The 12,689-nt window shown below is 51.8% G+C and carries 14 protein-coding genes; 1 reads left to right on the forward strand and 13 read right to left on the reverse strand.

Translation table 11 applies throughout. The annotated features are described in order from the left end of the window. Positions 1-248 precede the first annotated feature (248 nt). The gene (locus HWE17_RS15575) at positions 249-2,474 is read left to right on the forward strand and encodes a TonB-dependent receptor (RefSeq protein ID WP_051959425.1); all 2,226 of its coding nucleotides are present in this window, start codon (positions 249-251) and stop codon (positions 2,472-2,474) included. 78 nt (positions 2,475-2,552) lie between these two features. Here HWE17_RS15575 and gluQRS read toward each other — a convergent pair whose 3' ends face one another. From gluQRS to HWE17_RS15640, 13 genes are all read right to left on the reverse strand, one after another. Further along, positions 2,553-3,482 (reverse strand): tRNA glutamyl-Q(34) synthetase GluQRS, encoded by a 930-nt coding sequence (gene gluQRS / locus HWE17_RS15580; RefSeq protein ID WP_176389370.1) that lies wholly within the window; start codon positions 3,480-3,482, stop codon positions 2,553-2,555. 126 nt (positions 3,483-3,608) lie between these two features. Beyond that, positions 3,609-4,460 (reverse strand): hypothetical protein, encoded by an 852-nt coding sequence (locus HWE17_RS15585; RefSeq protein WP_176389371.1) that lies wholly within the window; start codon positions 4,458-4,460, stop codon positions 3,609-3,611. Positions 4,461-5,076: 616 nt separating this feature from the next. Further along, on the reverse strand, positions 5,077-5,499 hold the full coding sequence (locus HWE17_RS15590; RefSeq protein ID WP_176389372.1) for a hypothetical protein: 423 nt from the start codon (positions 5,497-5,499) through the stop codon (positions 5,077-5,079). 317 nt (positions 5,500-5,816) lie between these two features. After that, positions 5,817-6,293, reverse strand: coding sequence for a hypothetical protein (locus HWE17_RS15595; protein ID WP_176389373.1), 477 nt, complete (start codon positions 6,291-6,293; stop codon positions 5,817-5,819). 76 nt (positions 6,294-6,369) lie between these two features. Then, a complete protein-coding gene (locus tag HWE17_RS15600; RefSeq protein WP_176389374.1) occupies positions 6,370-6,978 on the reverse strand; it encodes a hypothetical protein in 609 nt (202 codons plus the stop codon). Positions 6,979-7,015: 37 nt separating this feature from the next. After that, positions 7,016-7,300, reverse strand: coding sequence for a hypothetical protein (locus HWE17_RS15605; RefSeq protein ID WP_176389375.1), 285 nt, complete (start codon positions 7,298-7,300; stop codon positions 7,016-7,018). Positions 7,301-7,362: 62 nt separating this feature from the next. After that, entirely contained in the window at positions 7,363-7,818 is a 456-nt protein-coding gene (locus tag HWE17_RS15610; protein ID WP_158300035.1) for a hypothetical protein, read from the reverse strand. Continuing rightward, entirely contained in the window at positions 7,815-7,982 is a 168-nt protein-coding gene (locus HWE17_RS15615) for a hypothetical protein (RefSeq protein WP_176389376.1), read from the reverse strand. The genes HWE17_RS15610 and HWE17_RS15615 overlap by 4 nt, the downstream gene beginning before the upstream one ends. 85 nt (positions 7,983-8,067) lie before the next feature. Next, a complete protein-coding gene (locus HWE17_RS15620; RefSeq protein WP_158300037.1) occupies positions 8,068-8,343 on the reverse strand; it encodes a hypothetical protein in 276 nt (91 codons plus the stop codon). After that, positions 8,286-8,636, reverse strand: coding sequence for a hypothetical protein (locus HWE17_RS15625; protein WP_176389377.1), 351 nt, complete (start codon positions 8,634-8,636; stop codon positions 8,286-8,288). The genes HWE17_RS15620 and HWE17_RS15625 overlap by 58 nt, the downstream gene beginning before the upstream one ends. Positions 8,637-8,713: 77 nt before the next feature. Continuing rightward, positions 8,714-9,760, reverse strand: a complete 1,047-nt coding sequence (tssG, locus tag HWE17_RS15630) for a type VI secretion system baseplate subunit TssG (RefSeq protein WP_176389378.1) — start codon at positions 9,758-9,760, stop codon at positions 8,714-8,716. After that, positions 9,724-11,577, reverse strand: a complete 1,854-nt coding sequence (tssF, locus tag HWE17_RS15635; RefSeq protein WP_176389379.1) for a type VI secretion system baseplate subunit TssF — start codon at positions 11,575-11,577, stop codon at positions 9,724-9,726. Before tssF ends, tssG begins: the two co-directional genes overlap by 37 nt. A gap of 78 nt (positions 11,578-11,655) precedes the next feature. Beyond that, on the reverse strand, positions 11,656-12,468 hold the full coding sequence (locus tag HWE17_RS15640; protein WP_081922859.1) for an outer envelope protein: 813 nt from the start codon (positions 12,466-12,468) through the stop codon (positions 11,656-11,658). Between the last annotated feature and the right edge of the window lie 221 nt (positions 12,469-12,689).

The following is a 12,689-nucleotide window of genomic DNA, read 5'->3' on the forward strand; positions in this document are numbered from 1 at the left end:
TCTTGCAGCGCACAAGGCGCTTGAATTAAATTGGCGCCTTACTCAAAAGTTGGTGTTCATCAGACATCCCAGAGATGCGGCCGCTACCGCTGTCAGCTAGCACGACAGCCAGGGCAGAGCCAGTGACGCCAGGAGTGGAGAGACATCCGCTCGCGCTGCTGCACCGTGATGGTGCAGACGATCATCCAGCGCCGTACATAAGCCGGAGACAGGTTTCGCAATTCTTTTTTAAACTTCTGGGAAACAACATGATCAAGATGTCCAAGATGCACAAGCGTTTGTGCGCCAAAAGCGCTGCTATGCTGGCACTGTCCGCTGCCTTGCCTATCGGCTCGGCTTACGCTGATGAAGTCGCTGCTGATACGACCCCTGCCGCCAGCCAGCTGGAAACCGTGACCGTGACGGCGCAGCGCCGCAAGGAAAATATCCGCGACGTGCCCGTCTCCGTGTCGCTGCTGCGCGACGAAAAGCTCGACGTGCTGGTATCCGGCGGACAAGACATTCGCGTGCTGGCCGGCAAAGTGCCGAGCCTGAACGTGGAATCGTCGAATGGCCGCACCTTCCCCCGCTTCTACATCCGCGGCTACGGCAATACCGACTTCAATATCTTTGCATCGCAACCTGTTTCCCTGATTTACGACGATGTCGTGCAAGAAAATCCTATCCTCAAGGGCTATCCGATTTTCGACGTGGCTGGCGTGGAAGTGCTGCGCGGCCCGCAAGGCACCTTGTTCGGCCGCAACACCCCTGCCGGCGTGGTCAAGTTCGAATCCGTCAAGCCGAACCTGGACAAGGTTGAAGGCTATTACAACGTCTCCGCCGCCACGCACAACACGACCAATTTCGATGGCGCCGTCAACGTGCCGCTGAGCAAAGAATGGGCCATGCGTGTCTCGACCTTGCGCCAGCACCGCGACGACTACGTCGACAACACGTTTACGGGCAAGAAAAACGCGCTGGACGGCTACAACGAACACGCCGAACGCGTGCAATTGATGTATGCGCCGAACGGCACGTTCAACGCCCTGTTCAATGTGCATCAGCGCAGCACCACGGGCAGCGCGCGCGTGTTCTTCGCCAACGCCATCAAGCTTGGCACGAATGACCTGGTCGACGGTTTCGATCCGACCAAATCCTACACCGATGCCTTGAACTTCCAGGAGCTGCGCACCAATGGCGCCAGCGCCCGCCTGAGCTGGGAACTCGACGGCGTCAAGCTGTACTCGATCACCGGTTTCGAGCGCGTGGGCAAGTATGTGTCGCATGGCGACATCGACGGTGGCGCACCAGGCATGGTGCCAGCGATTCCATTCCCGGTGGAAACTGCCGGCGGCATCAGCAGCGTGAAACAGTACTCGCAAGAATTCCGCGCCGAATCGAAAAGTGCCGGTCCGCTGAATTGGCAGGCTGGCGTGTACTACTTCAATGAGGACGCCAACGGCTATACGGATAACTTCGGCGGTAGCGACCATGCGCTCGTTTCGCACCTGGCCAGCCGCCAGAAAAACACGGCCTGGGCCACCTTCGGTTCCGTCAACTATGCCGTCAACGATGACTTCATGCTGCGTGCCGGCTTGCGCTACACCAAGGACAAGAAGGATTTCAACACGGTAGTAGCGAACAACGTCCCGCAAATCAACCCGACCAGCGCCGATGTCAGCAAAGCCAAGGTCAACTGGGACCTGAGCGGTACCTACAAGTACAACAAGGATGTGAACTTCTACGGCCGTGTCGCCACCGGTTTCCGCGCACCAAGTATCGCGCCAGCCAGCAAGGATGTGTCCGTGACCGTGGCCGATGCGGAAACGATCACCTCGTTCGAAGCGGGCATCAAGGCCGACCTGTTCGAGCGCCGCGCCCGCGTCGCTTTCAGCCTGTACAACTACCAGGTGAAAAACCAGCAATTGACGGTCGTTGGCGGCACCTCGAACGTGACGCGTTTGATCAATGCGGCCAAGACGAATGGCCGCGGCGCGGAACTGGAACTGGAAGGGTTTGTCACGCCTAGCCTGAAGATGTCGCTGGGCGGCAGCTACAACTTCACGGAAATCAAGGATCCATCCCTGTCGGTGGCCACATGCCGCAGCTGCACCGTGACCGATCCGATCAACGCCGCTAACCGTGCTGTTATCAACGGCAACCCATTGCCGCAAGCGCCGAAGTGGACGGTCACCGCCACTGGCCGCTATTCGATCCCGATGGAAAACGGCGAATTCTTCGTCTTCACGGACTGGGCTTATCGCAGCAAGATCAACTTCTTCCTGTACGAGTCCACCGAGTTCACCGGCAAGCCGATGGTCGAAGGTGGCTTGCGCGTGGGCTACACCTGGGATGCTGGCAAGTATGAAATGGCCGTTTTTGGCCGCAACATCACCGACACCCAGCGTATCACGGGCGCCATCGACTTCAACAACCGCACGGGCTTCATCAATGAGCCACGTCAGTTTGGGGTGCAGTTCAAAGGCAACTTCTAATTGCCTGATACCAGGCGCCGGCCCTAGCGGCTGGCGCCTGCATTCCAACCCGCCTACGGTTCGCCGCGGCGGGTTTTTTTATGCGTGTATCGGAAGTTGCGACAAGCGCTGCGCCCAGGCGGGAACGGCTTGCCGCCAGAAGTCTTCCACGTTCTCGGCGCGCACGTCGAGGCCGAGGAAGCGGGCCGCCGGCAGCAGCGCTGACGCCAGCAGTTCGGTGGCTTGTGTTCCTGTATCGAAGGCGAGGGCGCCCGTCTGCTTGGACAGCTTTTCGCCGCTGTCGTTCGTGACGACAGGCACGTGCAGGAAGCCGGGATGCGGCAAGCCCAGCACATCCTGCAGATACAGCTGGCGTGGCGTGGAATCGAGCAAGTCAGCGCCGCGCACCACCTGCGTGATACCCTGCGCGCCATCGTCGACGACGACGGCCAGCTGATACGCCCAGTAACCATCGCCGCGCAGCACGATGAAGTCGCCCACGTCGCTGGCCAGATCCTGCCGCTGCGGACCGGCCCAGCGGTCGGCAAAAGCGTATACGGCATCGGCCCCCTGCGGCACGCGCAGCCGCAAGGCCCGCGCCGCCTTGCCCGGCGCCAAGCCGTGGCGGCAGGTGCCCGGATACACGGCGGCCCCATTCTTCGGCGCGCCCGCCAGCAAATTCGAATCCTGGATCTCCTTGCGCGAACAGCCGCACGCATACACGAGGCCATCGTCCTGCAATTGCTTCAGCGCCGCCTGGTACAGCGGCAGCCGCCGGCTCTGCCACGTCGCCTCGCCATCCCACTGCATGCCGCAGCGCTGCAGGCTGGCCAGAATGCCGAGATCGGCGCCCTCGACATTGCGGTCATAGTCCAGATCCTCGATACGCAACAGCCACATGCCGCGATGCACCTTCGCATCGAGATAACTGGCCATGGCGGCAACGAGTGAGCCCATGTGCAGGGGACCGGAGGGGGAGGGGGCGAAGCGGCCGATGTAGGGGGCGGTGGGAGAGTTCGGAGACGGCATGCTGTGAGTGTAGGCGGTGGTGACAGGCGCTGATGGTTGATTGCTCAGGGTGGGGAGCTTTGGCGACAGCGGCAAGTATCGTGCAGGGCGATGGGCAAGTCAAATCCTGGGCTGTTCCTGCATTGCCTAATTGATCATCAAATGCGTAACGTTATCTTCAAAATATGAAATTTCTTCTTTGCAGTAATGCGCGTCATTCAGCGCTCTGAAATGTAAATCCTTGTCGAATTCCTTCGTTCTGAACCTGTTACTGAGCAGTGCTACAACGCTCCCCTCATCTGGCCAGCCTGAAGAATGCAATGCTATCAATGTATTTTCAAAAGAAATTTCATTGATGAGACAGATTTTTAATTTTCGAGGTAGCTTCTTCAATAAATTTAGCCATCGTATCTCACTTGCTTTTGGAAAAAAGGTATCACTATTTTTTATGGATGCTAATATTCGTTGCTGCACTTCTACAGATTTATCTATATTGATATGCGATACACAATGATCATTCATTTTCAATCTGATAGGTGATTTTCTGGCTATTTTGTACTGCAAGATTATGCATGAGGAGGATATTTTTATGTCATGCTGTGCGATAACGCTTCCCCACGAAAATTGAAATGCTATTTCTGATAGTCCTTTCATTTTGCCGGGAATGCCAGACTTTCTTTGAATTTGTTTGACTAGCGATGATTCTCTCACGCCGTTGCCTACAGGATTATTTTCAAAGTAATGCATTATTATGTAATCTATTTCTGGGAAATTTTCTTTTACAATAATCAACTCGACAACGTAATCGCCTACCCATCCATTGATATCAAAAATATAAAGTCCAGCCCCTGTTGTTGTGGGTTTTGTCTGGAATGTATTGATAATGCTATTTATGAAATCGTTTGCTGGAATTTTTTTCGATAAGGCAATCTCTCCATTGACGAGCAGTAATCCATCAATGAAATCAAAAATATAGCCTGGGATTTCAAATTTTTTCATTCTGTTATGCGAAATTTTGAATGAGGCATCCCGTATGAATTATTGCAGTGATTCAGCACGTTTCGTAGAGGAAAATATTATTCTCCATCGGATATTCGACGTTCAGAAAATTTGCGTAGGGAGTCTCTACGTAACTAACGAAAAAAGCAGTTTTTTCAATCGCTCCATGAGCGTGTCAATATTTTTCGTTGGTAAAGTGAATAGATTGAGCGTACTACCTTTGCTACCTACGCGATGTGCTTGTTCAATGTTTGAAGGATGCATGAATTCTACTGAGAATTTTTTTTGGACTCGTGCGCCATTGTCAGGCGGCGACTTATACCTGAATCACACTGAATGATGCTATCCATCGTAATAACGAATCCGAGATTGTCAATGTAAAATTCTTTTGCTTCGTCAAAATTCAGACAAAGTATTCCTATATTGATTGTGTTTAACATGTGATTTTTCTGGATTTCATGCTTCTCTTGGGATGATAGGATAAATACAAAAAATATTACTTTCAAATTACATAAACCAGGATTTTATTATTAATAAAAAATTTTCACAGGCTTCATGTTCTTCTTTGAAAACGCGAAGCCCTGTCTTTATTCCTCGTTCATAGTAAATAGTGGTTTTATTGATAGGCACAAAAAACCGATGTCGTGTGATTGTGCGGGTCATGACATGCATCTATTTTCCCCCAAGGTCCTGATTGCGGCAGCGTGATAGCAAACTCATCTAGAAACCATCGTCTCAATCTTCTTGTATATTTTCCTTCGGGTTTAGACTGAAATCCGTCCATGCAATTTTCCGGACCAAAATCCCAGTATTTTATGGGTCCATCATCTTTCTCAAAAAAACAAATAACGATTATTTTCAATTTTTTTCGTTTGAAACTTGTTTTGTAGGCGATTACCTCCGCCTCATACTTTATCCATACTTCCCAGCCTTGATCCATCGAGTGTAGATTTTTTCTTTTCATTCCTCTAAATAGAATGATCGATTCGTTTGCAGAAAAATATCCATCTTCAAATTTAATATCACGAATTATATACATTGTCAATAATTTTAATTTTGTGAAATTTTATCAGTTTCTTATTTTCATCAATCAGGTTTATCTTATGGTTTTCTGATTGGGCATAAAAGTAAGCGGAGAAGAAACTTGGATTTATAAAAATGCAAAAAAATATTTCCAACTCTTTTCCTCTGAATTTTCATTGATCAGTAGATTGATTATTTTTGGCGTGATTAGTTCGCTATTCCAATCCTTGGACAGCTTAATGTGGATATCAGTTCCATTTCCAATTTAAAAATTCATACTTGATAAAAATTTCTTATGTGGATAAATAAGAATTTTCATTTTGGTCCTTTGATTTATTGCGTATAAAAATAGTGCATATTCCACGATATTCCAATTGATGCCATCGCTGATTGAAGAGATGCTGAAGCTGAAATTTTGCCCCATGAAAAATTAAATGCGGAGAATGTTTTCTTTACCTCATCAGGATCTTTGCCCAAGACTTCAGCAAGTAATTTGGCTAGTCGGTTTTTGTCGGCTATTAATTGGTTTTCTGTCGTTCTGTATCCATATTTTTTTGTGTGTCCTCCATCCCATGATAGCCAAACACTCTTCATGCAATAATTTTCAAAAGTAAAATTTATGCCAAATTCAAATTCATTCAAGTTTCCGCACGTTGATAAATTGCGCACATAAGTGTTTGTTTTATTATCTTCTATCTCAATGTTATTTTCTTTTGCAATTTGAATAAATTCAGATTCGTTAAGTGGCGCCATCATGATGCCATCCAATAGGAAATAACCACTTTCTTTATCAAAGGATAATGTTTTCATTTTTTGAAACCTTGCCGGATGATTTGGTGCGGAGTGGTAATACGATAATCTCCAGCCGGACACTATGCCTTGACCGCTAACGGATGAGATTTTCGCATATCCACTCTAGAGTTTTCGCATAGGAAATATTTCCTTGTTCCCGTTCTTGGGCCGCATCATGAAGAAAAGAGTTCTGTAGTTCCGGAGTTCTCTTTTGCGTGATCCACATGCAAATAGAATCAGCGATAGCATGATCTATATTTTCCTCATCAAGTATTTTTGCCATCATGTGCAAACCTTTCAAAACATGATTTTTCCAGATGTGGAATTCGGCCACAATCATGCGCAATCTCAGGGATTTGCTTTTTTCGAAGCGATCAAGAATTTTCTCTTGTTCATAGCTTGGTGAGTTTTGTAGGTAGTAACTAAATATAGCTTCAATATGGCTATTGAAAACATCGTCGTCGTCGGCAGATACATTGATGGCGATGATATTTTGTGCAATTTTTAACATGGCTGCGTTTGCAGGACTTTGCCATGCTATATCCCAGATGACCTGATGTAGTTCCGGGCTATAAAATTCGCGTTCGAGCAAGCTGGCAAAAAAATCAAGTTCGTTGCTTGTAAGTGGCGCAGTTTTTTTTGCGATAATTTTTCTTCGCAAATTTTTAAGATATTTTTCTTCCAGACGCAATTTTTTCATCATTAACTAGAGTGAACTCTATTTGATTGATAGTATCATTTTATCTATGATAGTTTGAACTGATGATTTTTCTCGTATTTTTTGAAATGGTATAAGTGATGGATCTTCCCAGTAATGTTTTTCCACCTAGTATTTTTTCACCTAGTGCAAAATTTGGTACGAAAGTTATTTTAATATCTTCATTGTTGTCTTGAATATATATTTCAAAATCTGAAATATTTCTTTGTTCTTTTCTGAATTCATTCAAAGCCACGAGCAATTTTTCAATATTTTTTCCGGAAATTTTTTCTTCCAAGTTTTCCATTTTGGATATATGTTTTTTCATATCTCTATCGAGATAGGAAAGGTTTGTTGGAGTACTCTGCTAGTTCATATTTATTTTCTTTATTATATATTTGTGTTTTTTCCATATATTATCATTGTCGAGCAAAGTGATGATTTTTGATCTGCCTTGATTAGTATGTAGCCCCACGAGAAAGAAAAAAAATCCTCGTACTTTGTCGATGTTTCAGCTGATTGAGCTAGTGAATTTGAAATTAACTTACTAAGATATTTTTTTTCATTGATCATGTCCGAGTGACTGGAGTTATAGCCAAGTCTGTTTGTGATTCCATCTGTCCAGAATATTTCAATAATGCAAAGAATTCCATTTTTAAGTCTGAAATTTACTCTTGTTTCCACATTGAGAAATTGAATATTTTGCATGCTATATGTTTCAAATTCATTTATTTTTCCAAAATATTCAAGAAAATTTATGTTCTTTATTTCTTTTGTTGATGTGTTTTTGTTTACGTGAAAATTCTCATTTATTTCGATATCTCCAGTATTTTTATTTATATTCATTTATGGCGTCGAAAATTTAAATATTTTTCATTAGCTTTGAGTTTTGATATATCTGAATCATCAATGAAATATTGATTTCCTCCTCCTGCGTCTGTAATGTATGTGCCAATAGCTCTTGCTTCCTTTGCTGCCATTCCTTGAGCGCATGGATGGTTTTTTTGCATCGATGACCCGTGGTGGAATGTGGTTGCTGGTCATTTTTAAGAAATTTTTATGGACATATCTTGCTTTAAAGTAATTTAAAGAAATTCATTTTTGATAATTTATTTTAATTATTTTCTTGTCTTTTTTTGAGATAAGATAAACCACCGTCCGACCCAGCGAGGTTTTTCCTCCTAGCATTGGACTCTCTCCCTTTGCAATATTTGGGTGGAATGTTAACTCTATTTCATTGTCATCATCTTTTATGTAGATAATGAAATCTTCAATATTTTTTTGTTTTTTTTCAAAATCAATATGGGCAATTGTTATATATCTAAAGTATTCTCCAGAAATTTTGTCATCAAATTTCCGGACTTTTTCCATAATTTTTTCTCCTTTAATTTCTTTGTTGGACTCAATATTTTGTGCGGATGATTTGTGTGTAAAAGTTCGATGGTCAGCACCTTGTCGAGCGCAATGGCGGCATCGTCGGACAGCACTTCCACCACACAGGAAAAGTCGCGCGACAGGCTTTCGCTGGCGGACAGGCTGTTGGCGAGGAAGCGGATGCCGGCGGGGCCGTCGCCATGCGGAAAGCGCAGGCGCAGCAGGCGCTGACCCTGCATGTCGCCCGTCAATGCCGTCCATGCCGCCGTCGTATCGGGGAATTCGCTCATCGCGCATCGCTTCACGGTAGGGATCGTTGGCCGACTGTAGCAATAGCGAACACAAGCGTTTTGCGCGGCCGCAAGGATCAATCGTTGAACGAGGGCATCAAGTGCATTTCGTAATGTTTGTCATCGCGGTGGCGCGGCGTTGCCGCATCGCCAAGGAAACTGTTACAGCCGAGGCCGCCTTGTGGCGCTGCCGTCAACGTCGCCCCTTGCACATCGCTGGCGCGCAGCACCAGCACGATGTCGTAGCGCACGAGAGGCTGGCCGAACAGCATCAGCATGTGCCGCAGCGCCTGGCTGCCAGCGGCGCGCGGCAAGAAGCTCGCGTGCTGCTTGGCAGTGAGCGGACCGAGGCGCAGGCGCACGGCCAGATCGGGACGGCGGCAGCGCTCGCCGACGATGGCGCGCTGGCCCAGCACGGCATTGGCCATGCCCAGCGCCGTTTGTTCGCGCGGCGCCAGCACGTCCATGGCTCCCGTCGCCTCGTCGATATGGCAGGGCACGCCGAAGTGATCGGTGAGGATGCGCGCCATGACGATGGACGAGATGTTGCGCTGCTGCAGCAAGCCGCTGTACAGGCCGGCGGCCGCCTCGTCCTGGCCCTGGCCCGGCTGGCATGCGGCCAGGGCCAGCAGGCGCGACAGGAAGTCCCCGCTGTGGCCGGCTTGCTCGATGCGGTATTTTTGCCAGGCCTGGTAAAACAGGGCCACGGCGCGGCTGGAAAACAGGTCGAGAAAGGCGCGCGGGCCGGTGTCGCGTTCGCTGTACTGGTGCGCGGCGATGCGTTCCGAATAGTGGCTGGGCAAGCTGCCCTGGCAACCCAGCAGGCCCATGAAGGCGGGCGTGAGGTGGATGGCCTGGCCGTGGCCGGACAGCAGCGCCTGCAGCAGGGCATCCGCATCGTCGATGCCCCCCGTCGCGAGCGCCTCGACCTGGCTGGCGGGAAAGCGCAGCGAGACGCTATTGTCGAAGCGCACGAGCTTTGCCAGCGCCGTGTGTTCGTCGATGCCGTGTTCGGCCAGCCACGCCAGCAGCAGGCGCAGCGCCTGGAAGCACTCGAAGCGCTGCGGCGCGTCGAGCAATTGCTGGATCACGCTGGGGTGGCGTCGGCGCTGCGTTCCGGGCATCGTATGAGTTCCTCGCCGCTGCGGTGCGACAGCAGCGTCAGTTGGCTAAAGCAGTTGAGCTGGCTGTTCAGGGCGAAATAGCGCTGCAACACCTGGGCAAAGATATAGATACTGCAGCCGACGAAGGCTTGCTCGTCGATGCCCAGGCGGATGGCGATGCCGGGCATCAGGGTTGGGAACGGCACTGTGGGCATCCACGCGCGCGTGCTGCCGTGTTCGAGCGTGACGATGCCCTGAATCAACCGCTGCGTGGTGGGCGAGCGGGGCAGGTCGTACAGGCCCAGCATTTTCTGGAATTCACCCAGGCCCGCCTGCGTCAGGCCCGAGTAATTGAGCGACAGGTGCGCAATCAGGCGCCAGTGGGTGTCCGCCAAGAAACGCAGGCTGGGCGTGGGCTTGCGCAGGAAGCGCGTGGGGATGCCGTCGGGCACGTCTTCGGCCAGCAAGTCGCCGCCGGGCAAGCCGTAGTGCAATTGCGTGGGCAAGTCGCGGTTGCTGCACAGCAGCTGCGTCGAGACGGTGGCGCAGGCCGCGCTGCCTGGTGAAAACTGCGGGTCGATCAGGCTCAACCGCGTTTCATGGCCGGGGCTGATGGCGGCCACGGCTTCGTCGCGGCGCGCCAGCCAGTATTGGCCATGCTCCTGGCCCTGATCTACCTGAGAACCCTGCAGCGAGGCATATAGGGGCAAGAAAGTGCTCAGACGCTCGCCGGCCTCGTCCTTGCGCACCACGGTGACGGCCTCGATGCTGTGGATGTCGTAGGCAAACGCATGCGTGGCATCGGCCACCAGCGCGTAGTCGGGCTCGGTATGCGTGAGGCGGATGGGCACGCCGGACTTGGCAAACAGGTTGACGACGGGCGTGCAGCCGAGCAAAAGATTATCGGGGCTGACGCCGGACAAGAGCCGCGCCTCGTGGCTGTCGCTGCGCACGCCCTTGAGCGGCAGGTGCAGGGTGAACTGGCGGCACTGTTTTGGCAGCAGGGCGGCCAGCAGGGACCATGCGATATCGATGAAATGAAATTTTTCCGGAAACGCGAAATACTCGGTCAGCAGGCGCAGGGCCGGGTGCGAGCGGGCGGAAATGGGGATCAGCGCGTCGTCGTCCGCATAGCCTGCCGGCGCCAGCAAGGCACCGTCGATGGCTTGCCACGGGCCGTGTTCGTCCAGCGCCACGTACGCGCCCGCGCCGTGCAGGAACAGGGCGTCGATGAGGGCCGCGCGCACCGACGGTTCGCCATCGGCAAACAGGCGCAGGCTGGCAAAGCCGGCCTGGTCCAGGTGGTAATTATCACTGCTGCTGGTGAACTGCATGCTGAGCAAGGCGCTGGCGCCGGCGGGCAGGCGCAGGCCGGGCGGGGCGTCAATGATGGGCGAGAAATGCAGCTGCGTGATCGCCAGCGGCGCCAGGCTCACGTCATATGCGCTGGTGAACTTGCAAGCGACGCCCTGCACCGGTTGCGAGCGCAGCACGGTGCCGCGTGGGACATGCGCCACCTGGGCCAGCTGACCGCCAGCGGGCGCTTCGTCTGCCGCGATGCGCACGATGGAGCACGAAGGAAACGGCCGCAGGTAGTGCGGGTACAGGGTTTCCAGCAAGGAGTTGGTAAATTGCGGATAGGCGTCGTCGAGGCGCTTGGCGACCCTGGCTGTGAGCAGGGCAACGGACTGGATCAGGCGCTCGATGTGCGGGTCTTCGCAGGTGTCTCCGGCGATCAGCAGGCGCCCGGCCGCTTTCGGATAGCGGCTGGAAAATTCGCGCGTGTACTGGCGGAACAGGCCCAGCTCGCGCTCGTAATACGGCAGTAGTTGTTCCACGGTCGCGCTCTCCGCCAGCAGGAAAGCTTCATGCTGGCATCAGGCGCGACCGTGAGTGTTGATGCGTAACAATGAATTTTAGAAATGGTACTCCGCGCGTATCATCGGCGTCTTTGCCGTCTGCCCCACGTTGCCCGTGGTGGCGGGCGAGTTGCCGAACTTGTTCTTCCAGTACTGGTATTCCAGGCCCACGCGGAAGGTGTTCTTGGCGCTGCCCAGGGCCGCGCCCACGTCGAACATCACTTGCATGTCGATATTCGTTTCCACCGCCGTCTTGCGGCCCACTTCATCGTTGCCTTTTGAATCGATGAGGTTAAAGAAGCCTTCGAACGAGAACAGCGGCGACAGCGGGATGCCCCAGGCGCCCGTCAGCATGGCGTGCGTTTTATACGTGTAGCGGCCCGTCACTTGGGAGATGGGCGGGAAGGCGCCGCTGGGGGCGTTGCTTTCACGCAGCAACAGCAGGCTGGTGTTGAAGAAACCGGGCACGTCCCACATCAGGGTGGGGCCGGCCACCAGCATGCGCTTGCGTGAATTGTAGCCGACGTCATTTTTCGTGTTGACGTCGAAGCCGAGGGTGACGCCGACGCCGCGCACGGGGCCGAACTTGATGTCGCTGCCGCGCACCTTGCCGATGTCGATGGTGTTGCGGTACACCAGGTACGCTTCCTGCGCGCCGGACGTCTTGCCGAGCGCGCCAGGGTCCTTGCTGTCGGACATGAGGAAATCGAGGTTGACGAAATTGCTGCCGTATTTGTAGCCGCTGGCGTGCGTGATGGCGAAGATGTTTTTCTTGATGTCGTCCGGATTGAACGGCTCGCGGTAATCATTGCCGGCGCGCCAGCTCAGCGCGGTATCGCTCCATTCGGCAGCCTGGGCGGTTGCGCCCACGCCGAGGGTGGTAGTGAGGCAGAGCAACAGACACGGTATGGTTTTTGGCACTTTCGGCTCCTGATGGCGGTGTGGGGAAACGGGAAATGAAATAGCAGGGGGCGTAGCCCGCATGAAGCGCTGCGATGGGGATAATTACGCGCCGTTCAATCCATGATGCGAGAAGCGCCGCGTCGGGCGATATGTCTTGTCTGCATACTTACTATCATTTCTTGCATATA

Source organism: Janthinobacterium sp. BJB401 (genome assembly GCF_013372745.1).
In the GTDB taxonomy this organism is placed as follows: Bacteria; Pseudomonadota; Gammaproteobacteria; order Burkholderiales; family Burkholderiaceae_D; genus Janthinobacterium; species Janthinobacterium rivuli.

Excerpts from the sequence above, each read along its gene's own strand:
- HWE17_RS15575 (WP_051959425.1), top strand. The coding sequence starts at position 249 with ATGATCAAGATGTCCAAGATGCACAAGCGTTTGTGCGCCAAAAGCGCT.
- gluQRS (WP_176389370.1), bottom strand. The coding sequence starts at position 3,482 with ATGCCGTCTCCGAACTCTCCCACCGCCCCCTACATCGGCCGCTTCGCC.
- HWE17_RS15585 (WP_176389371.1), bottom strand. The coding sequence starts at position 4,460 with ATGAAAAAATTTGAAATCCCAGGCTATATTTTTGATTTCATTGATGGA.
- HWE17_RS15590 (WP_176389372.1), bottom strand. The coding sequence starts at position 5,499 with ATGTATATAATTCGTGATATTAAATTTGAAGATGGATATTTTTCTGCA.
- HWE17_RS15595 (WP_176389373.1), bottom strand. The coding sequence starts at position 6,293 with ATGAAAACATTATCCTTTGATAAAGAAAGTGGTTATTTCCTATTGGAT.
- HWE17_RS15600 (WP_176389374.1), bottom strand. The coding sequence starts at position 6,978 with ATGATGAAAAAATTGCGTCTGGAAGAAAAATATCTTAAAAATTTGCGA.
- HWE17_RS15605 (WP_176389375.1), bottom strand. The coding sequence starts at position 7,300 with ATGAAAAAACATATATCCAAAATGGAAAACTTGGAAGAAAAAATTTCC.
- HWE17_RS15610 (WP_158300035.1), bottom strand. The coding sequence starts at position 7,818 with ATGAATATAAATAAAAATACTGGAGATATCGAAATAAATGAGAATTTT.
- HWE17_RS15615 (WP_176389376.1), bottom strand. The coding sequence starts at position 7,982 with ATGCAAAAAAACCATCCATGCGCTCAAGGAATGGCAGCAAAGGAAGCA.
- HWE17_RS15620 (WP_158300037.1), bottom strand. The coding sequence starts at position 8,343 with ATGGAAAAAGTCCGGAAATTTGATGACAAAATTTCTGGAGAATACTTT.
- HWE17_RS15625 (WP_176389377.1), bottom strand. The coding sequence starts at position 8,636 with ATGAGCGAATTCCCCGATACGACGGCGGCATGGACGGCATTGACGGGC.
- tssG (WP_176389378.1), bottom strand. The coding sequence starts at position 9,760 with ATGCCCGGAACGCAGCGCCGACGCCACCCCAGCGTGATCCAGCAATTG.